The sequence below is a fragment of the Endozoicomonas sp. OPT23 genome (assembly GCF_009653635.1).
Lineage (GTDB): Bacteria > Pseudomonadota > Gammaproteobacteria > Pseudomonadales > Endozoicomonadaceae > Endozoicomonas_A.
Window position 1 is genome coordinate 610766 of the sequence record NZ_PPFD01000002.1, and the last position, 24967, is coordinate 635732.

A 24967-nucleotide genomic window follows, 5' to 3' on the forward strand; every position below is an offset into this window, starting at 1 on the left:
AAATCAGTGATCGCTCATACTTCCCGAGAGACTGTTTGAAAAGTATCTACCTTGCTGAAGGCACTACTTTCCAAGCAGTCTCATAAGCGCTGTCTGGTTTTTATCTGCAGGAAAAAGGGAAACTTATGGTTGTTTATCAGAAGAAAAATGAAAAAAGGCGGGAATAAAGAGATTGATAGAAAGAAAAGCGAGCAACCTGCTGGAGGTTGCTCGATAGTTACAGTTTTATGACTTAGTCTCAGGATAAGGAAACAGCTTGTCCAGCGGTGTAGACTGGCCATTTCCCATCACTTGTCTGGCGTGATAACGGCGCAGCTTTCTGGGTTCGTCGACACCACAGGAATGAGCAATCAGCTCAATATCATGAACCAGATTATCGTGGTAAAACTTCACTCGCTCAGCCTTGTCTTCAGGCACCAGTCCACGTTGAAGCTTTTCTATGTGAGTCGTAATACCAGTGGGGCAAGTATTCTTGTTGCACTGCAATGCTTGAATGCAGCCAAGAGCCAGCATAAAGCCACGGGCTGAAACCATAAAGTCAGCGCCCATGCATAAAGCCCAGGCTGCATCCGACGGGTTGATCAGCTTACCTGAGCTGATAATCCGTACTCTTTCTCTGAGTCCATGTTCCAGTAGAAGGTTGTGAACAAATGGCAGGCTCTCTTTCAGAGGCAGGCCCACATCATCCATCAATGCCATAGGTGCAGCACCGGTACCGCCATCGCAGCTGTCGATGGTCATAAAGTCCGGTGCAGACTGACTGCCTCGTTTTTTGATTTCTGCACACAGGTCATGAAGCCAGTTCTCGGCACCCAATACAAACTTGATGCCTACAGGTTTACCGGTAACGCCTCTGACCCGTTCAATCATATCCAGCAGGTCACCGGTGGAGTTGATTTCAGGGTGACGGTTTGGACTGATGGAGTCTTGTCCGACTGGAATGAGACGAATCTTCGAGATCTCTTCAGTCACCTTATTGCCTGGCAGAATACCACCCTTACCTGGCTTGGCGCCCTGAGAAAGCTTGATTTCAAACATTCTTACCTGTTCATGGGCGGCTACTTCCCTGAGTCGATCATCATCCATCTGACCGGCTTCATTACGAACGCCGTATTTAGCCGTACCAATCTGGAAGACAATGTCGCAACCGCCTTCAAGGTGATAAGGAGACAATCCACCTTCACCGGTGTTGTACCAGCAGCCGGCTTTTCTGGCACCGTTGGACAGCGCTCTCACGGCCGGAATAGACAATGCACCAAAGCTCATACCGGAGATATTGAAGACAGAGTTGGGGCGATAAGGCTTTTCACAGTGAGGCCCGATCAACACGCTGGCTGTTTCCCGGGCATCTTCAGTCAGAGTTGGATAAGGGCAGTTCAAAAAGAGAATGGACCCGCTCTCTTTGATGGGTTTACTGGAACCAAAGGCAACGGTGCTATCAACGTTCTTTGCGGCTCGATAAACCCAGGAACGTTGTGCCCGGTTAAAGGGCATCTCTTCCCGGTCACCGGCAAAGAAATACTGTCGGAAGAATTCACCAACATGCTCAAAGAAGTATCGAAAGCGTCCAATCACAGGGTAGTTTCTGCGAATGGTATGGCTGGTTTGGTGCTTATCAGCCCAGTACATCACCAGAACGGCAACGACACCGATACCGAGAAAGAAAACAAACAACGACGCCATTATTTGTAGAACAGCGGTCAGAAAAGCTACGAAATCGTGGTTCAGCAGCTCCATTCCCATGCTCAGGTCCATGTTGGGACTCCTTAAAAGCAAAGTGTGGATTACAGAAAATGCTGTCGGCAGTGAGGGTGGTTGCAACAGGCAGAATCAGCTCTTATTGGCTATTAATTACGCTAGCAGAGACAGAGCGGTTTCATTGGTATAGCAAAAAATTGAGTCAGGGCTAACCTTTAACCTCTTTAATAGCTGAGCATTAAGCAGGGGATGTTATGCCCAGATGTATTTCGGCACCGGCTCAACAATACAAGCTAGCACTGGCTGTTTCCATGGGAGGAATGCTGGAGCTGTATGATTTTATTATCTACGGGCTGATGGCCAGCTATATTGCCGATAATTTTTTTCCCTCATCCAGCTCTGTCACTTCTTTGCTGGGCACTTTTGCAACGTTTACTGTTGGGTATTTAGCTCGGCCTCTCGGTGGCGTCTTTTTTGGTCACTTCGGTGATCGTTTGGGGCGTAAAAAGACGTTTACTCAAACCATTGTGGTTATGGCCATCAGTACTGCTTTGATGGGTTGTTTACCAACCCACGACAGCGTTGGCGTGCTGGCTCCGGTGTTGCTGGTGGTGCTAAGAATTATTCAGGGTTTTTCGCTAGGTGGTGAGTTGCCCGGAGCTATTACCTATCTCAGTGAAAGTGTGCCGGAACGCCGTGGGCTTATGGTAGGCATTCTTTATATGGCTCTGATGGTGGGCATATCACTGGGAACCTTTGTGCAAGGCATTCTCAATGCAGCACTAGGTTCAGAGCTGATGAGAGACTGGGGTTGGCGTATTCCTTTTCTGATTGGGGGTGTTCTGGGAGTATTCAGCTACCTGATTCGAAGACACTTCAGTGAGTCTGGTTTATTTATGGCGCTGGATCAGGTTCGTGCCCGTGCGAATATTCCTGTCGTAGAATTGTTCAGAAATTATCGCCAGCAGGTATTTTGCGCACTACTCTTGATGAGTCTCTGTGGCTCTGCCGTTACGGTTTATGGCGTTTATATGCCCAGCTATTTATCAACGGTTATAGGTTTTCCCAGGGGAGAAGTGGCGTGGCATACAGCGGTTACCTACTTACTGGTTGCGCCGCTGTCTCTGTTGGCCGGTCTGGCCACCGACGTGTTTAACAGAAAGCTTCTGGTGTCATTGCTGGTTCTGATTCTGGCTGCGGGTTCTTATCCAGCCTTTATCTATTTCTCTTTGCCCCATGCAGACATCAAAGACATGGTTTTGATCAGTGGTGTTTTTGCTGCAATTACATCAGGATTGTTACCACCGTTGATAACCGGACTGTTTCCAACAGAAGTGCGTTATTCTGGCATTGCTATAACCTACAATCTCGGCTTTGCTGTGTGTGGTGGTATTGCGCCTTTTCTTTCAACCTGGCTGATTTCGTTTTACGGAAATGCAGGGCCGGGGCTGCTTATCGGTTTGATTGCCTTAATAAGTCTTTTCAGTTTACTGTTCAAGTGGCCTGACTATGCGACGCAGGCCTTGTGCAATAAGGTCTGAGGCTAAAAAATAGTTTCAGGAGAGTTGCGTTTGAGCAGTGACTGGATTAACTTTCCTGATACTCTGATCACTTTTTTCACTGAAGCCTTCCATGAAAATTAAAACTACTGGACGTATGTCGTTCAAAGGCACTTGTTTATCATTTGTTTTGCTGGCTGCAGGAAATTCTGCACTGGCTGCGACAGCCTTTGAAGAATGTCTGCTGAAAAAAGCCATAAACGGTGATGCACATACCAATCTGAAGACTATACGTGAAGAGTGCAGCACCAGTGTCTACCAATTGCCAGGAGTGTCAGAGACACAACCAGTAGCATCGACTCCACAGGGCGAGGAAGTTGAGTTGACCGCCTTTGATCGCCGTCTTCAGGGTGAGCGTAAAGGGGCAGGCAACCGCTTTCTGATCATGCCTCACAAGCCTAACTATCTTTTACCGGTTTCCTGGAATGAAGATATGAACAGGGCACCTTACGGCGAGGGTGGGAAGTATCTGGATAATATAGAGATTAAATTTCAGCTGAGTTTGAAGGCGCCTCTGGTCAGAGGAGTATGGAATGGGCATGGTGATCTCTATGTAGCCTATACGAACACTTCCTGGTGGCAGGCGTATAATGATTTCTCTGCGCCTTTCAGGGAAACCAATCATGAACCGGAAGTTTTTGCCAGTTTTCTGATGAATGAGCCTCTGCCTTTTGGCTTTAGGTTACGTGCGGTTGATGTCGGTCTTAGTCATCAGTCCAATGGCCGTTCAGGCAGTCTTTCCAGAAGCTGGAACCGGATTTATGCGGAGTTTATTACTGAGCGAGATAATTTTTATCTGGGACTGAAAACCTGGTATCGAATTCCTGAGCCTGACGATGAAAAAGGGGAGAATGAATTCACCTCTAAAAAGGATGATAACCCGGATATACATAATTATATGGGGTACGGAGAGCTGTATATGGGGTATCGCCTGAATCGACAACTGGTTGCTGTCATGATGCGAAACAACCTGAAAAGCGGTGATAACCGAGGAGCAATTCAGGTTGACTGGTCCTTCCCTCTCACCCGTCGTTTCCGGGGTTATGTTCAGTATTTCAACGGTTACGGTGAAAGCCTGATCGATTACAACGCCAGTGTTAACCGCTTGAGCGTGGGCGTTATGCTCACAGACTGGTTATAAGGTTAATTTGTTCTATCCTGACTTATCCTTAAGGCTCTGATATCACAGGGCTCTAACCGATAGATCGGGACATGGCCAGTGGATACAATAATTGCCAGAGAGCACAGAGAACTGGTTTGGGTAACTTCTCTGGGTGGCTTTCTAGAGTTTTACGATTTTATAATTTATGCCCTGATGGCAGAGTACATCTCTGTTCATTTCTTCCCCAGTTATGACCCTTACTCATCATTACTGGCTACCTTCGCCACCTTTTCTGCAGGTTATCTGGCTCGTCCCTTGGGAGGCCTGGTTTTCGGCCACTTTGGTGACCGCTACGGCAGAAAGCCTACTTTTATCCTTACCGTTCTATTGATGGCGCTTTCCACTGCCATGATTGGTTTTCTGCCATCTTATGAACAGATTGGGCTTTGGGCTCCGGTTCTTCTTACTCTGTGTCGGGTAATTCAGGGCTTCTCTATCGGTGGAGAAATTCCCGGAGCCATGACGTACCTGAGCGAGACCGTTGATCGCAGGGAAGGGCTGGTTATGTCTCTGCTGTTTCTTGCCTTTGTTAATGGACTGGTGTTTGGTTCATTGATCAAAGCAGGACTGACATGGTTTCTGCCCTTAGAAGATATGCAGGAGTGGGGCTGGCGTATTCCTTTTATATTAGGTGGTAGTCTGGGAATCTGCAGCTATATCATTCGGCGACGATTTCAGGAATCAGAAGTCTTTCTGGCTATGGCTTACAGGAAAGAACAGTCGAAAGTTCCGGCTTTAACCTTGCTTCAGAAATACCGAAAACAGCTGTTAATCGGTATTTTATTGATTACGCCTGTTGCTGTTTCCATGCCTTTGCTGTTTCTCTTTACTCCGGGCTATCTGACCAAACTGCTGGATTATTCCGCCTTTGATGTTGCTGTTTCCGGTGGTGTTGGTGTGTTTTTTTCCTCTCTGATATTTGTTGCTGTCGGGTTGCTTGCTGATAAATTGCCTGCAGGTAGAGTCATGTTGTTTGCCAGCTTGCTGGTGGTTTTTTCGGGATGGTTGATTTTTCCTGCCTATGTCACGGGTCATGCCAGCTTGTTGCTGATGATGTTGTTCAGTGCATTGGTAATGGGTGGAGTTGTTGGCGTAGCACCTTTATTGCTATCACGGCTGTTCCCTGTGTCGGTTCGTTATTCGGGAATAGCACTCAGCTATAACATCAGCTTTGCCGTCTTTGGTGGCCTGGCTCCTATTATTGCCATGGCACTGATCAAGCTGAACGGTAATCTGGCTGCACCGGCCTGGTATCTTACAATTAGTGGCTGTCTGGGGATTTTGGCAGTGCTCTTGGCAGGAAGGCAGAGAGGGTTTTAGTCAAAGTTTTTCCGTATGGCATAGAGCAATGCTCCGGCCAGAATCAGTAACAAACCGGCAATGCAGATCAATATTTCAACGCTGGTCATTGCCAGTAAAGCAGCTGAAAGCCCGCCTATTACAAATGAAAAGGCGAATACCGAGCTGGCTACTCCCATAGCCCAGCCTTGCCTTTCCTCTTCCACGCAGTTGCTGAACAGTGCCAGAGTGCTGACATAGGCGGTTACCAGTGCAATGGCCCATACGAAACCAGTCAGCCAGCGCAGAGCCATGAGGATATCGCTCTGGAAAACCATGCTGAGCAGTCCGGCACTCAACAGTGCGTAGATAGACAGATTCATCGGCGTAAAACGTTTCTGGAGCCAGGGTAAGATCAGGAAGGTGGTGATCAGGCCGCCTCCTCCCATAGCAATGGTGCTGAATAGGCTCAGGTCGCTGGGTGAGTAATCGAATTTTTCCCCCAAAAAGATATAGAAGAACTGATAACTCATGCTGTTGCCAGCGTGGAAGAGAATATAAATCAGGCTGAGTTGACGAATCAGAGGGTGTCGAAACGCATCCAGAAATACCTGTATAGGCCTTTGCCAGTTAATTATATCTCCTTTGCCGACGATTCTTCGGCTCTCGTCCATGGCAAAGGCAATCCAGATCAGAGTTGCTATGGCTATCAGGCTGATGCAGATAAAAGGCAGATAAAGACCTGAGTCCGCCAGCAAGGCTCCTATACCGGGACCGAGAAAGTGAGCAGAGGTATTGGCAATAGTAATGCGGCTTAGATTAACAGGGCGGTCTTCCGGAGTGGATCGGTCGATAATAGCTGCCTGACCTATGGCAACACTACCACCCAGCAGGCCACTGACCAGCCTGCCTATCAGCAACAGGCTGATACTGCCCAATGCGACTGATAGAGCCATAGCGCTGAACGCCAGAGTCAGCCCGGCCATGCACAGCATCAGGGTTTTACGTCTTCCCCAGCGATCGCTGAGATCCCCCAGAATAACTGCTCCGAAGAACATGCCCAGTGGGAACAGAGCGAAGGCCAGGGCCAGCATTAAAGGTTGAAGGGCAGGGTTATCAGCCAGGAAGATATTTTCGGCGAAGGCAGCCACCAGTAAAGGAGTGATCAGCCCGTAGGACAACACATCGACAAAGATGGCCGCCATGGCGGGAAGGATGCCCTTGTTGGTGATTCGATGGTTGCGTTTCATGGTTTTTCTACGGTTGCCTTAACAGCAAGGATAGAAGAGAAACATGCTCCAGCTCATATCTTTGTGCTCTTGGAAGAGTAGGAGACTAGACGTGTCAAAATGTGAGCGGGGTCAAATTAACTAGGACAAAAGTCTCAGAATATTGTAAGTTTCACGTCGCATATCAGGGTTACATTAAAACAAGGATTTTGAAGTGAAGAAGTGTCTTCCTTTGTCTCTTCTGACTGCAGCAGTACTGGCGACAGCTGCCTGCAGTCCTTTGCCACCGGCAGTTCATGTCTCTCAGGACAACCAGATTAAGCTGCAGTCTGCGCAGCATTGGGGAGCGATTGCTCAGCATGTGTCTGGCCGAATTACAGCGAAACTGCCGAATGCTAAGCAGGCTGTTTATATTGATGAGAGCCAGTTCAATACCAAATTTTCGCAGGTTTTCTCCAAACAGTTGATCAGCCAGCTGGTTAATGGCGGTGTTCCAGTACTCGTTTCTCCAAGAGTTGACTCTCTTGAACTGCAGGTTCAGGTTGATACGGTTAGACATCCAAGAGATAGAGATAATTCTTATTTTCCAGTCTCTGGCGTATTAGGAGGAATCTGGGCTGTTATTAAGGCCCCTGTAGTTGCTTTACCTGTTGTCGTTGCCTATGACGAACACAAGTCAAAGCCATCCCAAACAGATACAGAAGTTTCTGTTACCACAAGGCTAATGGATGGTGCTGAAATCAAGTTCTCTGAAACGAATGTTTACTATATTACGGACTTGTCTATCAATCAGTTTGATAAGTCTGGCTTGATTAAGTTGACAAATAATGAAGCAGGGGCAGGTGAATAATGAAAAGCATCTGTTCAAAATTTGTGTTGCTAATGCTTTCTTTCTTTTTAACAGCATGCGCAGCAACGAACCCTAATGGTTATAAAGAGCCAGAAGCTATTGATCTGGTTGAAATCAGTAAGCAGGCTGCTAAGGCTCTTGCAGTCAAAGCACAAAAAGAGCTTCCTGAAGGATCTACAATTTTGTCGACCAGTTTGGCCGATATAAATACACTAAACTCGACATCTACTTTTGGCCGCATTCTTTCAGAACAGTTATCGTCTGGGCTTACGGATAATGGCTTCAGCTTAATTGAAATTAAGATGCGTAATAGTGTCTATATTAAGGATCGTGGGGATAGTTCGGAGAGCGGTGAGTTTACCTTGTCTCGTAAGTTAAAGACTCTCAGTAAAAATTATAATGCTAACGCCATTCTGGCAGGTACTTATGCGCTGGGAAGTCGCACTGTTTATGTCAGTGCCCGTTTGATTGACAGTAATAGCAAAATGGTTATTTCTTCTATCGATTTTCAGTTACCTATGGATTCTGATATTAGAACACTTACTCGTACTCGATGAACAAGATAATGGTCAGGTATATGCCTGACCATTAAGTTTTATACAGTCCCTACTTTAGCAACCCAAGAACCCCATCAACTTCTTCCTCCGTCGTATCAAACGAAGTCACTAGTCGATAACACTCCGGCCCATTAGGGAAAAAACCAACCTTAGCCATCAACTGTTTTGCCAGCTCATCAGGCATGGTCACAAACACCTGATTGGTTTGTACCGGGCAATACTGTGCGATATCTGCGTGCTTAACCAATCCTTCGGCAAGCTTTGCCGCCATTTGGTTGGCCTGTTCGGCATTCTTATACCAGAGCTGATCAGTAAACAGAGTCTTCATCTGAGCAGAGATAAAACGCATTTTGGAATGCAATTGCAGCCCCTGTTTTCTCAGGTGCAGAAAACCGTCAGCTGCTTCCTGATTAAAGAAAACGACAGCTTCACCAAACATCAACCCATTCTTGGTACCACCAAGAGACAGGATATCAATATGCTGACACATCTCGGCCAATGAGCATTGCAGGCTGACGGCAGCATTATAAATACGACAACCGTCCACATGCAGGAGCATGCCTAACGCTTCGCAAACTGTTTTGATGGCTTTGAGTTCATTAAGGGTATAAACCGTTCCCCATTCCGTGGATTGAGAAATGCTGACTAACTTTGGGCGTGTGGCATGTGCCCCCCAGTAGGTTTCTTTTTGGTGGGCTTCCTTTATCTGCTCGGGCGTTATTTTTCCGTGAACAGTTGGCAGGGTAATAATTTTACTGCCAGTGGCATTAGCTGGAGCGCCTACTTCATGGGTGAAAATATGGGCACTGTCAGGGCAGATGATACTATCGATACTGCGTAAAACAGCTTTACAGGCGAGGGTGTTGGCAGCCGTACCGTTGTAAACATAGAAAATGTCACAGTCTCTGCCCAGAGCTGATTTAATCAGCTCATCCGCTTCCAGAGTAACTGCATCATTTCCGTAGGAAGGCATATGGCCTGTATTGACTTCAACTAAAGCCTGCATGACTTCCGGGCTGACACCGGAGCCATTATCACTGCAAAAATTCTTGATCATGATGTAATCGACAACTGCCTTATTATCAGGCGGGTTATGGTACTGTTTTTATTGACTGAGAACAGCTTAGAAGAGTTTAAAAAAAGATGCCGGGAAAATTCCCGGCCAAGTAGGAGTGTATTCTTTTTGCGTTTTACAGTGCTTAATGCGTAGAAGGCTTCAGAGTTTTTGGGTACTGATAAGCGATATATTCACCCGCCGTGTAGTCTTCATCAGTCTTTGGTCTTAGTGATGTAGACTTTCCTGCTGTTTTTCCTTCTTTGATTACTGCATTTTTGGCTGCTTCACGGTTCAGACTGATAAAGTCTTTTGTTGAAGCAGGCCCTGGAGCTGGCTGCTTATGCTCGACTATGTCTTTCTGGCTTTTTGACTTCTTTGCTTGAGTCTTCCCTTGAAGTTCTATGTTCTCTGCGATGAAGTCTCTGTCAGACGGCTTCCTTTCATAAGGTTTCTTTTGCTGATCTTTTTCAAAAACTGCAGTTCTGCCATGCTTTTGATACTTATTAACAACTTCAGCTGATGTCATCTCACTGGTTAGCTCGTGAGTCTTTTGCTCAGCAGAAGACAGAAACGCTGTTTTTGGTTTGTCTGCTTGAGCTCTAGTCTCTGTTGCCTCTGGAGCATTTTTTACAGAAGACTCGATGCCGCTACCTTGAGGTTGTTCCAGTTTCTTTTTCAAACTGGCTGATAAAGGAAGTCTTGTTCCTTTAAGCTTCTCGGTACTTAACTTGTAAGTGCTGCCTGTAGTTGGTTTTGGAATTCGACTGGTGAATTCCTTTTTCTGCAGAACAGGTGCTTCTTCCTTCTGTTGAGTTTCGCTGGCCTTAAGTGATGGCAGTGCTATCTCTACTCTAGCGGTCATAACTTCTCGTTTGAGCAATGGTTTCTGCTCTGCTGTTACCAAATTCGAGTCCTGACTCTTTTCTCCAGGAAAATAGCTTTTGATATAGTCTGTGGCTATTTGCACACCTTTACCCAAGGCTCCAAATACTACTTCTGCAGTTCTGTCTGCTCGGCGCTCAGTATCGCCCGGCATAAAACCAGATCCATGCAGTGCAATGTTCATCTGTTGCGTTATTGTTTTTATAAAACCGTTATTTGGGTTCAGCATACTCGCCTCCTTGGCATACACTCCTTTCTTATGTCTCTACTTTATGCAACTTTCGACCTTGTTTGCATAACAGAGCTGTCAGTATCACTGACCATCCGCTGGCAGCAGTTTTCTTGAACCTCCGGCCAGGTTATCAAAGAAGGAATCTCCCGGTACAAACCTGACCCTGTCCCGACTACTTTCAGGCAGACTCTTAAGAAGAGTAGCTTGTGAAGCTTGTGTTTTCAGTGCGTTTGAGGAAAATTCTCCCATAATAACAATGGGATAGCGCTCATCGACGGCAAGACCAAAGTAGTATTCAATTTGCTTGGTGTTGATAATGGCGGCGATGCTTTCAATGGTTTTGTTCATAACAGGCGTTAATTGTTGCTGAGCCTTGTCATAGGTTTCCAGACGAACGGCATGATCCCCAGTGAGATAATCCTGCTTCTGCTCGGTATCCAGAATACGGCCGGCCTGATAACCCAGAGTATTAACGCCGGTATGTTCCCAGCGTTTGAGCATGGCGTGTTCCTTGCTTTGAACACGGTCATAATCCTGTACATAGTCACTAGCGTTGAGGGTCTGGCGAACAGCGTCGCTACTGATATAGTCCGCCCAATGCTTATCTGTGGTCGGAAGAGAGCTGAGCCAGCTTTGAGAAACGTTTTTCCCTACTTCCCAGTAGCCACCGCTCATTCTTAGCCATTCCGGCAATTTGGCGGACATAGGGGTGATTTTTTCATCCCTGATTTGATAAGGCACGGCAATGGTTGTGGCGTGAATAAGATCAAAATTACTGCCTTTCTGCTTATTCCTTTCCAGCCAGTAAGCCGCTCCAGCGGCCATTAGAGTGTGATCCCCAACCAGTCTGACGGATTCAACGCGAAAGCCTTTTTCAGAAAAAATGGCTTTTGCCATGCATTTAAAATGCTCTTCTTTATTAGCAGTGTTCTGGCAATGCTGGTACATCGTGTATCGATAATCTGCCAGTGAGGACAGCTTTGGAGCGTCCTTTTTACGGTAAAAATCGTATCCGGCGATACCAATCACCAGGTCTACTGATTTGTCAGGGTCATCAATAGCAGAGTTATCCACAAGGTTCTGTAAAGCGTGATCAAGCAGCTTTAAAGGTGATTCGTTGTACTTAAGGTTGCCGGGGTCACCAGCAAGGCTGGCCTCTGCCCCGGAACCGGCATAACCCACCCAGGAAGCCTGATTGACAGTAGACGCTGCCATCGACATATGAGCGTCGAAATTACTGATATAGACAGCATTTCTGTATCTGGCAGCCAGAACAGCTTCATTGAAGCCAAAGAAGCTGAACAGAGTCAGAATCACCTGAAATAGAATTCGTGCCTTTTTAAACCTTATGCGACTGAACATGGTTACGTCCCCGTTGTAATCCAATGTATTGGCGATATTAAGGAAGAAAGTTCCCCAGTTGCATAACAGCCCTGTCAGCAGCCCTAACATGATTGAAATATTCAATCAGCAGAGACCTTGTTCACCGACTATAGTTTGTTAATACTGTATAAATAAACAGTATTTTAAGAAGGGAGCGGAAGGAGGAATGAGCAACTGGCAGAGAATGATTGCGCTGGTGGATATGAATGCTTTTTTTGCATCGATAGAGCAACTGGACAGGCCAGAGTGGCGAGGCAGAGGTGTCTGTGTCACTAATGGTCGAACAGGCACCTGTATTATCACGGCTTCTTATGAAGCTAGAGCTAGAGGCATCAAAACAGGCATGCGTTTACGGGAAGCAAGAGGATTAATGCCGGATCTGATTCAGGCACCTTCCAGACCTTATCGCTATGGGCAGATGTCAGCCAGTATTATGGCCGCACTGGAATTAATCACTCCGGATATTGAGATTTTCTCCGTTGATGAAGCCTTTCTTGATCTGACCGAGTGTCAGGAATTCTACAACTGCTCCCCGGAAGCGATAGGCGAAAAGATCAAACAATGTGTCTATGAAGCCTCTGGTCTGAAATGCTCTGTTGGTATCAGTGGTGATAAAACCACCGCTAAATGGGCGGCCAAACTACAGAAACCTGATGGCCTTACGGTTGTAGCTCCTGAAGCAGCAGGAGCGCGACTGAAGTCAGTTGCAGTTACTGAACTCTGCGGCATTGGTTCCGGTATTGGTCGTTATCTGGCTCAGTACGGCATTTATCAGTGTGGTGATATGACAAGGATTCCTATCAGTGTATTGGCCAGCCGCTTTGGCAATCTGGGCCGTAGAATCTGGTTGATGGCTCAGGGCTTGGATCCAGACCCTATCCATAAAGAAATCAAACCGCCGCAAACCATTGGTCATGGCAAGGTCATTCCTCCCAATACTCAGGATAAAAATGTGCTGAGAGTCTATCTGATGCATATGAGCGAGAAAGTAGCGGCAAGGTTGAGGCGCTATGACTATCAATCCCGGCAGTTCGGTATCGGTGTTCATACTCGCAGGGGCTGGATCAGTAAGAAGCTGCAGACAGAACAGCCGACCTCGGACGGAGATCAGATTATGGCGCTGGTGGATTTCTTTCTGAATGTTTACTGGGACAGTAACTCTAGCGGCCCCGGTGTTAATCAGGTGCATATAGGTGCATTGGAACTACTGCCAAAGTACGGTCAGGGAGAACTCTTCTCGGGGGACGATATGAAACGGGAAAAACTACTGGCTACGATTGATGCGGTGAATCATAAATACGGGGAGTTTGCCCTGTGCAAGGCGCCGCTGGTGAATCGTTCAGACATGCCTAATGTGATCTCACCCGCCTGGCGGCCTGAAGGACATAGAAATACCCTTCAGACTTAAGTGAGATACGTTGAGTAGAAAAGGGTTACAGGCTCTTCATCTTGCCGCCATCGACGGTCAGGCTGGTACCGTTGATATAGCTGGAGGCATCAGACAACAGGAACGCTGCAGCATTGGCAAATTCTTCCGGCTTACCATAACGACCCATAGGAATGGACGCTTCAGCATTCGCCTGTACCTGCTCAGGAGAAATATCCTGACGTTTGGAAATAAAACTGTTCAGGGCATTAATACGATCGGTATGAATAGAGCCCGGAATCAGGTTGTTGATACGGATATTGTCTTTAGCCAGATCCACAGACAGACTTTTCACCAGACTGGTTACGCCGGAACGCATGACGTTACTGAGCAGCAGAATATCAATTGGCTCTTTCACGGCAGATGACGTCAGGGTTAGAATGCTGCCACCGTTGACTTTCAGTGCCGGCAGAGCCGCACGTATGAGGCGAACAGAACTCATCAGGGTCAGTTCGAATGCGCTCTGCCAGTCATTGTCAGTCAACTCTTCGAACATACCGGGTGTTGGGCCACCGGCGTTCACCAGAATGCCATCAATGCGTCCAAAGTCGTTCAGTGTATCGGATACCCAGCGGTCGATAGAGTCACCGTCACGGGCATCAAAAACATAGCCACGAACTTCCGAGCTGGTTTCGCTGCTAATAGCTGAAGCGGCTTTGGCGATATCTTTTGCAGTTCGGCTGGCAATAGATACAGATGCTCCTTCAGCAGCCAGTTGAGACGCAATTGCATAGCCAAGGCCTGAACTGGCGCCGGCAACCATGAATACTTTTTCTTTTATTTTCAGATCCATCGGTTAACTCCATGTGTAACTTGGAATGGGTGTAGCCTGAACCTGTCACACAGACAGGTCATGCAGGTGCTCTTCAAGATTCTATTCAACAGATTTATGTGGCTGTGCGAGATATTCTTTTGACTGCATTTCCTGCAGACGACTAACGGTTCGCTGGAATTCAAAGTTCAGTTTGCCTCTGGTGTACAGTTCCAGCAGCGGAACTTCAGCAGAAACGATCAGCTTGACGTTACGATCATAAAATTCATCAACCAGATTAATAAAGCGACGCGCCTGATCATCCGTCTTCTCGCCCATCTGGGGAATATTTTCAATGATCACTGTCTGATAAAGCATGGCCAGCTCAATATAGTCGTTCTGACTGCGAGGGCCATCGCAGAGAGCCATAAAACTGAACCAGCCAATATCCTCGCAGGTGCGCTGGCTTGGTATTTCACGACCGGCAATTTCTATGGCTTCACTTTCCCGTGCGTGAGCCAGATCAGGGGCAAGGTCCTGAAAAGTGTTTTGAAGATGAGCGTTGGCTTCAAACCCGAGCGGGTAATGATAAGTCTCTGCCTTCTCCAGCAGACGCAAACGGTAGTCTGTACCGCCATCAACATTAACCACCAGGGTATGCTTTTTCAGTTGATCAATAGCCGGCAGGAATCGTGTACGTTGCAAGCCATCCTTGTAAAGGTTGTCGGGAACAACATTGGACGTGGCCACCAGAGTGATGCCACGTTCAAACAGCAACTGAAAGAGACCGCCCAACAGCATGGCGTCGGTAATATCGGACACAAAAAATTCATCAAAACAGATAACGCGGGTTTCACCGGCCAGAGTTTCAGCTACCTTATTCAGAGGGTTTTTTTCACCTTCCAGCTTGGTAAGCTCGCCATGTACCCAACGCATAAAGTGATGGAAGTGCATGCGTTTCTTTTCCGGGAAAGGCAGGCAGTCAAAGAAGGTGTCCATCAGATAGGTTTTGCCACGGCCGACGCCGCCCCAGAAGTAGAGACCACGAATGGTTTCCTGCTGAGGTTGTGAAAACGGGTTTAACCGTGCAAACAGAGAAGGTGGTGAAACCGGTTCAATCAGCTTGTCGTATAAAGCCTGTAAGTGCATGACCGCTTCTTCCTGAGCTGGGTCATGGCTGAAGTTGGGCTTTTTCAGGTCCTGCTGATAGTGCTGTGCCGGGGTCATACTGTTATTGGCTTCCTGATGGTTCTTTATTGTCGCTGTTGGCTGTTTTATTAGAGATTGATTGCAAATAACGACAATGAGTCTGCTATTTTTGATCAGGCCAGAAAGAATGGCACAATGTAACGTCACCACTTCCGCAGGGCAAGAGGCAGGAAAGGCTAGCCTGCTTAAAAGGCGACGGCCGGTTACAGAACAGCCCTATACTTTAAGCGGAAAAAACTATAACTTTTAGAGGCTGTTAATGCGCCCACTGGGCAGGGTGACCTGTAAGCGCATTAACATACATATTGGACGTGGAATGCTCCACCGAGTGAGGCGATGCTGTGGAAGATGTGAATGTACTTTGGTTTGTAGGTAGTCTGGCATTTCTGGCCGGCCTGATTGGTGGTGCGCTTTTGTACCACCTGTTGGCAGGACCCCGTTCTGACCGAGGCAAGCTGGAAGAACAACTGAAAGACCTGGAAGGTGAGTTCAAGGATTATCAGGACAATGTTTCTGATCACTTCAATACCACTGCACACCTGATTAATAAGCTGACTGACAGCTATAAAGACGTTTATGAGCACATGGCTACAGGTGCCGACTCCCTGTGCGATGATGACAGCGTTAAAAACCGTTTGAGCGATACGCTGATTAGCAGCGGTGCCTTGTTGTCTGGTGAGATTCCCAAGCGCAGAACAGAGCGTACCAAGCCTCTGGAGCAGCCAAGGGATTATGCGCCGAAAACAGCCCCTGATGAAAAGGGAACGCTGGCTGAAGACTTTGGTGTTGAGAACGGCAAAGATGCTGAAGCGCCGAAAGAACCTGTTTCACCCTGAGTGAAGCAGGCGTAAAAAAACCGGCAATGGCCGGTTTTTTTACGCCTCATGAACACTTAGTCCGCAGAATCCAGATACTTCTCGGCATCCAGTGCTGCCATGCAGCCGGTGCCCGCAGAAGTAATAGCCTGACGGTAAACGTGATCCATAACGTCACCAGCGGCATAAACGCCTTCTTTGGACGTCAGGGTGGCGTTGCCTTCAAGACCACTGCCAACCTTGATATAGCCATCTTTCATGTCCAGCTGGCCTTCGAAGATGCCAGTGTTCGGTGTGTGACCGATAGCGATAAATACACCGGCAACATCAATCTCGGATGTTTCGTCAGTATTAACGTTTCGAACACGAATACCGGTTACACCCATTTCATCACCCAGAACTTCGTCCAGAGTGCTGTCCAGAACCAGCCTCATATTGCCGTTGTTGACCTTGTCCATCAGTTTGTCCTGAAGGATCTTCTCGGCACGGAATTCCTGACGACGGTGAACCAGAGTGACAGTTTCTGCCAGATTGGACAGGTACAGAGCTTCTTCAACAGCGGTGTTACCACCACCAATAACCGCTACGTGTTTCTTGCGGTAGAAGAAACCGTCGCAGGTCGCACAGGCAGAAACGCCTTTGCCCTTGAACGCTTCTTCACTGTCCAGTCCCAGATAACGGGCGCTGGCACCCGTGGAAATGATCAGGGCATCACAGGTGTAAGTGCCGCTGTCGCCGACCAGAGTGTAAGGCTTCTTGCTGAGGTCAGTGGTATGAATATGGTCAAAGATGATCTCGGTGCCAAAACGCTCGGCATGCTGGCGCATCTCTTCCATCAGAGCCGGACCCTGAAGACCTTCCGGGCCGCCAGGCCAGTTATCAACATCAGTGGTTGTGGTCAGCTGACCACCCATCTGCATACCGGTGATCATGACAGGATTCAGGTTGGCACGGGCCGCGTAAACTGCAGCGGTGTATCCGGCAGGGCCGGAACCCAGAATCAATAAACGAACGTGTTTGGTCTCACTCACTGCTAACTCCTTGAGGGAAATCAGTCGATGCCTTCGATGACAATTGAAGGCTATTTTAATTATTCGTTCAGGTGGTGTATGAACACCACAGTGTAAAAAGGTAAACTTTCAGAATAATAACGGCTTGCACCGATGAGAACCAGTAAGAGTCCATTGAAAACATTTACTGCGGTGATTAGTTTCAACTATCAGTCCTGTCACTAAAAAGAAATGGTGAGAATTAACATGCAATCGACAAAGCCGGGTTCTGGTCCCGGTTATTTTTTGAAGGGTTTGAGTTACCTGACCAACCCAGAAGTACGATGGTTCGTATTGTTACCGCTGCTGATCAATATTGTCGTGTTTGGCAGCCTGATGTCTTACACCTGGCAACAGATGGACAGCTGGGTAAACAGCATGATGAGCTGGCTGCCGGAATGGCTCTCTTTTCTGGAGTACTTGCTCTGGCCAGTGCTGGCTTTTGCCATGCTGGGAGTGATGTTTTTCACTTTTACTATTGTTGGCAACCTGATTGCAGCACCGTTTAATGGACTGCTGGCAGAAAAGGTTCAGAAACTTGAAGGTGGTAGTGAGTTACCAGAATACGAACTGAAAGACTGGTTGATTCTGGTACCCAGAACCGTTGGCCGAGAACTCACCAAGCTGATCTACTATCTGCCGCGAGCTATCGTGTTGCTGATTATCTCTTTCATTCCTGTGGTGAACTTTGCCAGCCCGTTTCTCTGGTTTGGTTTTAACAGCTGGATGATGTCGATTCAGTATTGTGACTATGCCGCAGATAACCGTGGTGTGTCGTTTAAACAGATGCTGTTCAGACTGAAAGCCGACCGAGGAAGAGTTTGGGGTTTTGGTGCAACGGTGGCGCTGGTGCTGCTGGTACCTTTTATCAACCTGTTGATTATGCCTGCTGCTGTGATTGGCTCTACCCTATTGTGGGAAGAACGTATTGAGAAGAAAACAGCCTGACGCTGTTTCCGAGAGAGGACGATAGATGAGTTGTCTGTTCTGTAAAATGGTTGACGGGGATATTCCCGTCGACAAAGTTTATGAAGATGATCAGGTTCTGGCATTCAGGGATATTAATCCACTGGCACCTGTTCATATCCAGGTTATTCCAAAGAAACACTTGGCGTCGTTGAACGATGCCACTGAAGAAGATCAGGCTTTGCTGGGCAAGATTCTGCTGGTAGCGAAAAAACTGGCTGCGGATGAGGGGGTGGCCGAAGACGGCTATCGACTGGTGATGAACTGCAACAGTCAGGGCGGGCAGGCGGTCTACCATCTGCATTGCCACATCATTGGTGGCCGACAGATGCAGTGGCCTCCGGGCTGAGAATTAAAACCCGTTCCCGCACGAAGAGTGGGAACGGGTTAACCAGAGCCTCAGGCTTCTACAATTTCAAAACCGTGGGTGATCTCAACGCCACCCTTGCCCAGCATCAGGGCAACAGAGCAGTACTTGTCAGCCGACAGTTCTACTGCACGCTTTACCTGACTTTCCTTAACGTTTGAGCCTTTTACGACAAAGTTCAGATGAATTTTGGTGAAAATAGCAGGTACAGCATCCGCACGTTCAGCCTGAATATCTACGTGGCAGTCTATGACATTCTGGCGAGCTTTCTGCAGAATGCTGACAACATCAACAGAAGAACAACCACCGAGCCCCATCAGGATCATTTCCATCGGGCTGGGAGCTGACTTGGCATTTTTGTCGGCATCCATAACAACAGAGTTGTTGCTGTCTGTCAGACCCAGAAAACGTTCCTGATCGACCCATTTAACCTGTGCTTTCATAAAACAGCCTTATTTGAGGGGGTGAAATTGATTCAATTACTTAAAAACGGCAATGTTAACCTGTATTTGACTGCTAAAGTACTGCACTCTGGACTAATAAAATCTGGTGCATTTGTGAAATTGGTGTGGCATAGATCTCAAAACCGCTAAAACGTTATGGGTTTATTCCCTTAGGGCGTGGTGTTGCTAGTGTTATGCCTTTTTTGTTCTGTTATCTTTAAACTGACGATTTTGGCCAGAGACTATCTATAGAAACCACAGCGTGGCCACTGTCCGAAAAATACACTTTTCAATGGTAAGTATTTGTCTGGACAGCAAAAATTCAGGCGGAGTTAAGTAGTGACAATGCTGACGATAACTACACCGGAAGCTAATCCCAGTTTGGAAAAGCTTCTATCGGTTTCGAGTCGAAAAAATTATCGAGCCAAGAGCACTATTCTCTGTGCCGGAGACAGTTCCGAATCTCTCTATTACATAGTTAAAGGCTCGGTAGCCGTCGTGATTGAAGACGACGAAGGTCGCGAAATGATCGTGACCTATCTGAACAGCGGCCAGTACTTTGGTGAAATGGGGCTGTTTGAGAAAGATTTAATCAAGCGGTCGGCGTGGATAAAGGCCAAAACAGCCTGTGAAGTGGCAGAAATAGATTATGTGAAGTTTCGGACTCTGATCAGAGAAGAGCCGGATCTGCTGTATTCTGTATCCAAACAGCTGGCTCGCAGACTCAGAGAAACTACTCGGAAAGTGGGCGATCTGGCGTTTCTTGATGTTACAGGACGAGTTGCCCGCACCTTGCTGGATCTCGCGAAACAACCTGACGCCATGACACACCCGGATGGTATGCAGATCAAAGTGACCCGTCAGGAAATTGGCCGTATTGTTGGTTGTTCCCGTGAAATGGTTGGGCGGGTTTTAAAGAATCTGGAGAACCAGGGTTTGGTATCGGTTAAAGGCAAAACAATGGTTGTTTTCGGTACCCGTTGATAATGATTTAAAAAAGCAGCTCTCGATGAGCTGTTTTTTTAAATAACAAGACGATAGTCGTTTATATGGGTGACTGATTCATTCCTGTTTTCATACTCACTTCAAATTTAGAAAATAAATATCAAGCGAGTTGCTCAGAAGTCTATATTTGATGTTCCAATATGGACTTAATCGGGTAATTCCATGCGCTATTCCTTTTTTCGAATGCTCCTTTTTATTCTACCGATGATGCTGACAGGCTGTTCCGATGATGAAGTTGTAGTCAGGGTTTACCAGGTCTCTCCCGGTGGTATTGGCGCGGGCATAGGTACAGTGAAAGTGCTGCCTGCTTCTGGGGGAGGGATTCGTCTGGTTCCTGATCTTCACGATCTTGAACCGGGTGATCACGGCTTTCATGTCCATGAGAATGGCAGTTGTGAAGCAGGGGAAAAGGGTGGCAAGAAGATAGCGGCATTTGCTGCTGGTGGGCATTACGACCCTAAAAAAACAGGCAGGCACTCAGGGCCAGAAGGCAATGGCCACCTGGGGGATTTACCGGTATTGGATGTTGATGATCGCGGGTTTGCAGTGACCCCGGTTGTTGCCAAACGGTTAACAATGGCTGATATGAAAGGTCGAACCCTTATGATTCATTCGGGTGGCGATAACTATTCAGACAACCCTCCCATGGGAGGTGGTGGGGCTCGAATTGCTTGCGGTGTGATTCCTGATTGATCTGATTTGGTTTTTGTTCCAGAAGCTGTATTGTTTTTCCCGCTCAAACGGTGCTTTCCTGAACCGATTCGCTCTCAGGCCATACCCAAGGGCATAAATCCCTGGCCTTTGGAAAATCAATACAGCTTCTTGCTCATCATCAATCACAAACAGTGTTGTTGTGAGTTAAAAGTTAAAGGTATTGACTAAACAGTTGCTTCAACCCTAGCCCCGGATCTTCCTGTCGCATAAAGGCTTCACCCACCAGAAAACTGTTGATGCCTTTTTCAAACATGGCATCAACGTCAGCGGTAGTATGAATACCACTCTCGGTGATTAGCTGCCTGCCTTCAGGAATCCTGTGCAACAGATCGAAGGTGTTGTCTAGGGTTACTTCAAACGTGTGCAGGTTGCGATTGTTCACACCCAGTAGTGTGCCGTCGAGAGGCAAAGCGCGTTCCAGTTCATCGCCACCATGAACTTCTACCAGTACATCCATGCCTAGCTCTTGAGCGATGCCGCTGAATTCCTGCAACTGTGAATCAGTCAGGCAGGAGACAATCAGCAGAATACAATCTGCACCCAGCATTCTGGACTCATAAATCTGATAGGCATCTACCATAAAGTCCTTGCGAAGAACTGGCAGTTTACAGGCTGCTCTGGCTTCTTGCAGGTAGCTTTCGGCACCCTGAAAAAAGTCCTTGTCAGTCAGTACAGACAGGCAGCTGGCGCCAGCCTGTTCATAGCTTCTGGCGATGCTGGCTGGTTGAAAATCTTCACGAATCACACCTTTGCTGGGGGAGGCTTTCTTGATTTCGGAGATGATTGCAGCTTTATTCTGGCTGCTGCGCAGGTGAAGGCTTTTAGCAAAGCCGCGTATCGGATCCGCATCTGCAGCTCTGGTTTGAACTTCATTCAGAGACAGAGCAGTCAGTCTTTCGGCGACTTCTTCATGCTTACGTTGAACGATAGTGTTCAGGATAGTTGGCATCGTCGACATGCTTACTGTTCTCCCGCAAAGACTTGAGTGAAGCTGGCCAGTTCGTTGATTTTCTGAAGCGCCATACCGCTGGCTATAGCGTCTTTTGCCATATCAATGCCCTGTTCTAGGCTATCGGCGACACCGGACACATAAATGGCAGCACCTGCATTCAGGGCAATCATGTCGGCTGCTTTACTGGCGTATGTGCCCTCCTGTTTTCCGAGTGCATCCTTGATCAGCTTCAGAGAGTCAGTGGAGTTTTCAACAGTCAGGCCAATAAGGCTTTGAGAATCAATTCCGAAGTCTTCCGGTTTGATCCTGTAGTCGTTGATTTCACCATTTTTCAATTCAACCACCAGTGTTTCGCTGGCAATACTGATTTCATCGAGGCCATCGATTGAGTGAACGACCATTACATGCTTGTTGCCCAGCTCTCTTAATACTTCCGCCATGGCTCGGCAGAGTTCTTCAGAGAACACACCAATCACAAGGTTGTCGACACCGGCTGGATTGGACAGAGGACCAAGAATATTGAAAATGGTTCTAACGCCAAGTTCACGGCGAACACCAACTACGTTTTTCATCGCTGAGTGATGAGCGGGTGCGAACATAAAGCCGACACCGATCTCTTCGGTGCAGCGGGCTACCTGCTTCGGACTGATGGTCAGATTAATACCGGCTTTTTCCAGCAGGTCGGCACTACCACTGGAACTGGATACACCACGGTTGCCGTGTTTGGCCACTTTAGCGCCCGCCGCTGCAGCAACGAATGAAGAAGCAGAAGAGACATTAAACAGGTGAGCGCCGTCGCCGCCTGTTCCGACAATATCGATCAGGTGATCAGCGTTTACTTCCACCTGAGTGGCCATACGGCGCATAACAGTAGCTGCGCCGGTGATCTCTTCAATGGTTTCACTCTTCATGCGAAGGGCGGTGAGAAAAGCTGCGATTTGTGCATCGGTACACTGACCGCTCATGATTTCGGTCATCACCGTAATCATTTCTTCACGGGTCAGGTTCAGGTTAGCTACTATACGACTGATAGCGTCTTTTATAGTCATTGCGAATTCTCCATTGGCTCCAGCGGCAGCTCGTTATTGGCTCTTTGACTCTTGAATAAATTGAGTCTGCTTAAGAAAGTTAGCCAGCATGTCGTGACCCTTGTCAGTCATGATGGATTCCGGATGAAACTGAACCCCTTCCATTGGCAATGTCTTGTGACGAATGCCCATGATTTCATCCATGCTGCCGTCTTCTTTCTGAGTCCAGGCAGTAATTTCAAAGCAGTCCGGCAAGCTTTCTTTTTCTACCACCAGTGAGTGATAACGAGTGGTTGTCACTGGGTTAGGCAGCCCTGCAAAGACGCCAGTGTCGTTGTGATAAACCGGCGATACTTTACCGTGCATAACCTGACGGGCACGCACAACGTTGCCGCCAAATACCTGCCCCATGCTTTGATGACCGAGGCAAACGCCCAGTATAGGTTTCTTGCCCTTGAAATGCTCAATGGTGGCCATTGAAATGCCGGCTTCATTAGGCGTGCAGGGGCCGGGTGAAATAACGATCTGGTCCGGATTCAGTTTCTCGATATCATCGATACTGATTTCATCATTACGATGAACTTCAACCTGCTCGCCCAGTTCGCCGAAATATTGCACCAGATTCCAGGTAAAGGAGTCATAGTTATCGATCATTAACAGCATATTGTTGTCCTCCTAATACCTTACTTTTCAGCCGTACCGCTGAGTCCAGTCTGAGCCATGGCGACAGCACGAAAAAGAGCCCTGCCTTTGTTCATGGTTTCTTTCCATTCCATTTCCGGAACAGAGTCCGCGACTATGCCTGCACCTGCCTGAACATGAAGCTTACGATCCTTGATCACAGCGGTACGAATGGCAATAGCAGTATCCATATTGCCGTTCCAGGCTAGATAACCAATGGCACCGCCATAAACGCCACGCTTTACGGGCTCAAGTTCGTCGATAATTTCCATCGCACGAACCTTTGGGGCACCGCTGAGAGTACCAGCAGGCAAAGTTGCTTTAAGAACATCCATGGCATCCATGCCGCTTTTCAGCTCGCCAGTGACATTAGAGACGATATGCATAACATGGGAGTAACGCTCAACAATCATTTTGTCGGTCAGACTGACTGAACCGGTTCTGGCTACACGACCAACGTCGTTTCGGCCGAGATCGATCAGCATCAGGTGTTCTGCCAACTCTTTTGGATCGTTGAGCAGTTCCTGCTCCAGAGCTTTATCTCTTTCTTCCGTAGCGCCGCGCTTACGAGTACCTGCGATAGGTCGAACTGTAACAGTACTGTCTTCAAGGCGAGCCAGAATTTCCGGAGAAGAGCCGACTACATGAAAATCGCCCAGGTCCATGTAATACATGTAAGGTGATGGGTTGGTGCTTCTCAGTGCTCGATACAGATTCAGAGGTGAGCTGTCGAACGGAATGGTCATGCGCTGTGAAGGCACCACCTGCATGGCATCGCCAGCAAGAATGTAGTTCTTGATTTTATCCACAGCGGATTCAAACGCTTCCTGACCGAAGCCGGATTTGAAATCATCTTCTGTAGCAGGGTTCATAGAAGCCTGAACCGGAGGCAATACATTGGTGGTTTGCAGTCGACGAACCAGATCATCCAGTTTGAACTGAGCTTTTTCCAGCGCAGACTCTTCGGCTGGATTGGCATGAGTCACCAGAATCAGCTTGCCACTGAGGTTATCAAACACCACCAGTTCATCGGACACCATCAGCAAAATATCCGGGTTGTTCAGCTCATCTTTTGGTGCAGACTGCTGCAGGCGTTTTTCAATATAGCGAACAGTGTCGTAAGCAAAGTAGCCAACCAGGCCACCGGTAAATCTTGGCAGTCCGTCAAGCTCGGGAACCTGGTAACGATTCTGAAACTCCTTGATGAACTCCAGAGGGTCGTTGACGTTGTGCTCTTCAATAATCTGGCCGTCGGTTTCAATGGTGACAATGCACTCTGGCTGATAGCCGGACACTCTCAACACAGTACGACAAGGTAGGCCAATCATGGAGTAGCGACCCCATTTCTCACCGCCTTCGACAGATTCAAGCAGGTAAGAGTAGCGGCCGTTGGCCAGCTTCAAATAAGTAGTCAGTGGCGTGTCCAGGTCCGCAAGGATTTCCCTGATAACGGGAATTCGGTTATATCCTTCACGGGCCAGACCAGCAAATGTTTCAGGCGTCATAATGGCCTCGATTATTCTGGCTTAAATTTAGTTTGATGAGATTTTGCGAAATCTTTACTGCGTTGTGTGCGCCGAATAAAGAGATGCAGGCTATAACTGGGTGAGGCTATTTATTAGGCGCAAGGCCAGCCTGACCAACGCCAGGAAGAGGAATATGAGGCAGGAGCAA

24 protein-coding genes are annotated in these 24967 nt (G+C 47.7%); 11 read left to right on the forward strand and 13 right to left on the reverse strand.

Translation table 11 applies throughout. The features are described 5' to 3' along the window. Positions 1–225 precede the first annotated feature (225 nt). Positions 226–1755 carry an FMN-binding glutamate synthase family protein gene (locus EOPP23_RS04595; protein WP_370514621.1) on the reverse strand — a complete coding sequence of 510 codons (1530 nt, stop codon included), beginning with the start codon at positions 1753–1755 and terminating at the stop codon, positions 226–228. A gap of 197 nt (positions 1756–1952) precedes the next feature. Between EOPP23_RS04595 and EOPP23_RS04600 the strand changes: the two genes are divergently transcribed. The 3 genes from EOPP23_RS04600 (at position 1953) to EOPP23_RS04610 (ending at position 5739) form a co-directional block, all read left to right on the forward strand. Continuing rightward, entirely contained in the window at positions 1953–3239 is a 1287-nt protein-coding gene (locus EOPP23_RS04600) for an MFS transporter (protein ID WP_153764783.1), read from the forward strand. Positions 3240–3330: 91 nt separating this feature from the next. Continuing rightward, a complete protein-coding gene (locus EOPP23_RS04605; RefSeq protein WP_228550559.1) occupies positions 3331–4398 on the forward strand; it encodes a phospholipase A in 1068 nt (355 codons plus the stop codon). A gap of 78 nt (positions 4399–4476) precedes the next feature. Then, positions 4477–5739 (forward strand): MFS transporter, encoded by a 1263-nt coding sequence (locus tag EOPP23_RS04610; RefSeq protein ID WP_370514623.1) that lies wholly within the window; start codon positions 4477–4479, stop codon positions 5737–5739. Here the strand turns inward: EOPP23_RS04610 and EOPP23_RS04615 are convergent. Beyond that, on the reverse strand, positions 5736–6947 hold the full coding sequence (locus EOPP23_RS04615; protein WP_153764784.1) for an MFS transporter: 1212 nt from the start codon (positions 6945–6947) through the stop codon (positions 5736–5738). The genes EOPP23_RS04610 and EOPP23_RS04615 overlap by 4 nt on opposite strands. A 193-nt stretch (positions 6948–7140) precedes the next feature. Between EOPP23_RS04615 and EOPP23_RS04620 the strand changes: the two genes are divergently transcribed. Together EOPP23_RS04620 and EOPP23_RS04625 are read left to right on the forward strand one after the other, a co-directional pair. Further along, the gene (locus tag EOPP23_RS04620) at positions 7141–7776 is read left to right on the forward strand and encodes a hypothetical protein (RefSeq protein WP_153764785.1); all 636 of its coding nucleotides are present in this window, start codon (positions 7141–7143) and stop codon (positions 7774–7776) included. Further along, on the forward strand, positions 7776–8333 hold the full coding sequence (locus EOPP23_RS04625; protein WP_153764786.1) for a FlgO family outer membrane protein: 558 nt from the start codon (positions 7776–7778) through the stop codon (positions 8331–8333). The genes EOPP23_RS04620 and EOPP23_RS04625 overlap by 1 nt, the downstream gene beginning before the upstream one ends. Positions 8334–8382: 49 nt before the next feature. Here EOPP23_RS04625 and EOPP23_RS04630 read toward each other — a convergent pair whose 3' ends face one another. From EOPP23_RS04630 to EOPP23_RS04640, 3 genes are all read right to left on the reverse strand, one after another. Further along, positions 8383–9390, reverse strand: a complete 1008-nt coding sequence (locus tag EOPP23_RS04630; protein WP_153764787.1) for a low specificity L-threonine aldolase — start codon at positions 9388–9390, stop codon at positions 8383–8385. Positions 9391–9532: 142 nt separating this feature from the next. Next, positions 9533–10501, reverse strand: a complete 969-nt coding sequence (locus EOPP23_RS04635; RefSeq protein ID WP_153764788.1) for a hypothetical protein — start codon at positions 10499–10501, stop codon at positions 9533–9535. A gap of 84 nt (positions 10502–10585) precedes the next feature. Then, the gene (locus EOPP23_RS04640) at positions 10586–11971 is read right to left on the reverse strand and encodes a hypothetical protein (RefSeq protein WP_153764789.1); all 1386 of its coding nucleotides are present in this window, start codon (positions 11969–11971) and stop codon (positions 10586–10588) included. An 82-nt stretch (positions 11972–12053) separates the two neighbouring features. Here EOPP23_RS04640 and EOPP23_RS04645 point away from each other — a divergent pair, with 82 nt between their 5' ends. Beyond that, positions 12054–13295 carry a DNA polymerase IV gene (locus tag EOPP23_RS04645; protein ID WP_153764790.1) on the forward strand — a complete coding sequence of 414 codons (1242 nt, stop codon included), beginning with the start codon at positions 12054–12056 and terminating at the stop codon, positions 13293–13295. 25 nt (positions 13296–13320) lie between these two features. Here the strand turns inward: EOPP23_RS04645 and EOPP23_RS04650 are convergent, their stop codons facing one another. Further along, entirely contained in the window at positions 13321–14106 is a 786-nt protein-coding gene (locus EOPP23_RS04650) for an SDR family oxidoreductase (RefSeq protein WP_153764791.1), read from the reverse strand. Positions 14107–14187: 81 nt separating this feature from the next. After that, positions 14188–15291, reverse strand: a complete 1104-nt coding sequence (zapE, locus tag EOPP23_RS04655; protein WP_153764792.1) for a cell division protein ZapE — start codon at positions 15289–15291, stop codon at positions 14188–14190. A gap of 323 nt (positions 15292–15614) precedes the next feature. Between zapE and EOPP23_RS04660 the strand changes: the two genes are divergently transcribed. Then, positions 15615–16109: a ZapG family protein gene (locus EOPP23_RS04660; RefSeq protein ID WP_153764793.1), complete on the forward strand. Its 495-nt coding sequence runs from the start codon at positions 15615–15617 to the stop codon at positions 16107–16109. 56 nt (positions 16110–16165) lie between these two features. Here the strand turns inward: EOPP23_RS04660 and trxB are convergent, their stop codons facing one another. Further along, entirely contained in the window at positions 16166–17119 is a 954-nt protein-coding gene (trxB, locus tag EOPP23_RS04665) for a thioredoxin-disulfide reductase (RefSeq protein ID WP_370514625.1), read from the reverse strand. A 225-nt stretch (positions 17120–17344) separates the two neighbouring features. On the opposite strand from trxB, the gene cysZ reads away from it, so the two are divergent. Further along, positions 17345–18085, forward strand: a complete 741-nt coding sequence (gene cysZ / locus EOPP23_RS04670) for a sulfate transporter CysZ (protein WP_153764795.1) — start codon at positions 17345–17347, stop codon at positions 18083–18085. Positions 18086–18110: 25 nt separating this feature from the next. Then, the gene (locus EOPP23_RS04675) at positions 18111–18452 is read left to right on the forward strand and encodes a histidine triad nucleotide-binding protein (RefSeq protein ID WP_153764796.1); all 342 of its coding nucleotides are present in this window, start codon (positions 18111–18113) and stop codon (positions 18450–18452) included. Between the two features lie 50 nt (positions 18453–18502). On the opposite strand, the gene EOPP23_RS04680 is transcribed toward EOPP23_RS04675, so the two are convergent. Continuing rightward, complete coding sequence (locus tag EOPP23_RS04680) at positions 18503–18913, reverse strand: OsmC family protein (protein ID WP_153764797.1); 411 nt, start codon at positions 18911–18913, stop codon at positions 18503–18505. A 345-nt stretch (positions 18914–19258) separates the two neighbouring features. Here EOPP23_RS04680 and crp point away from each other — a divergent pair, with 345 nt between their 5' ends. Together crp and sodC are read left to right on the forward strand one after the other, a co-directional pair. Beyond that, positions 19259–19897, forward strand: coding sequence for a cAMP-activated global transcriptional regulator CRP (crp, locus tag EOPP23_RS04685; RefSeq protein WP_153764798.1), 639 nt, complete (start codon positions 19259–19261; stop codon positions 19895–19897). A gap of 183 nt (positions 19898–20080) precedes the next feature. After that, positions 20081–20611 (forward strand): superoxide dismutase family protein, encoded by a 531-nt coding sequence (gene sodC / locus EOPP23_RS04690; protein ID WP_153764799.1) that lies wholly within the window; start codon positions 20081–20083, stop codon positions 20609–20611. Positions 20612–20783: 172 nt separating this feature from the next. On the opposite strand, the gene trpC is transcribed toward sodC, so the two are convergent. From trpC to trpE, 4 genes are read right to left on the reverse strand one after another with little or no spacing between them, the layout of a single operon-like run. Continuing rightward, positions 20784–21590, reverse strand: a complete 807-nt coding sequence (trpC, locus tag EOPP23_RS04695) for an indole-3-glycerol phosphate synthase TrpC (RefSeq protein ID WP_153764800.1) — start codon at positions 21588–21590, stop codon at positions 20784–20786. 2 nt (positions 21591–21592) lie between these two features. Beyond that, positions 21593–22633: an anthranilate phosphoribosyltransferase gene (trpD, locus tag EOPP23_RS04700; RefSeq protein WP_153764801.1), complete on the reverse strand. Its 1041-nt coding sequence runs from the start codon at positions 22631–22633 to the stop codon at positions 21593–21595. Between the two features lie 33 nt (positions 22634–22666). After that, complete coding sequence (locus EOPP23_RS04705) at positions 22667–23275, reverse strand: aminodeoxychorismate/anthranilate synthase component II (RefSeq protein ID WP_153764802.1); 609 nt, start codon at positions 23273–23275, stop codon at positions 22667–22669. A 20-nt stretch (positions 23276–23295) separates the two neighbouring features. Next, positions 23296–24798, reverse strand: a complete 1503-nt coding sequence (gene trpE, locus EOPP23_RS04710; RefSeq protein WP_153764803.1) for an anthranilate synthase component I — start codon at positions 24796–24798, stop codon at positions 23296–23298. Between the last annotated feature and the right edge of the window lie 169 nt (positions 24799–24967).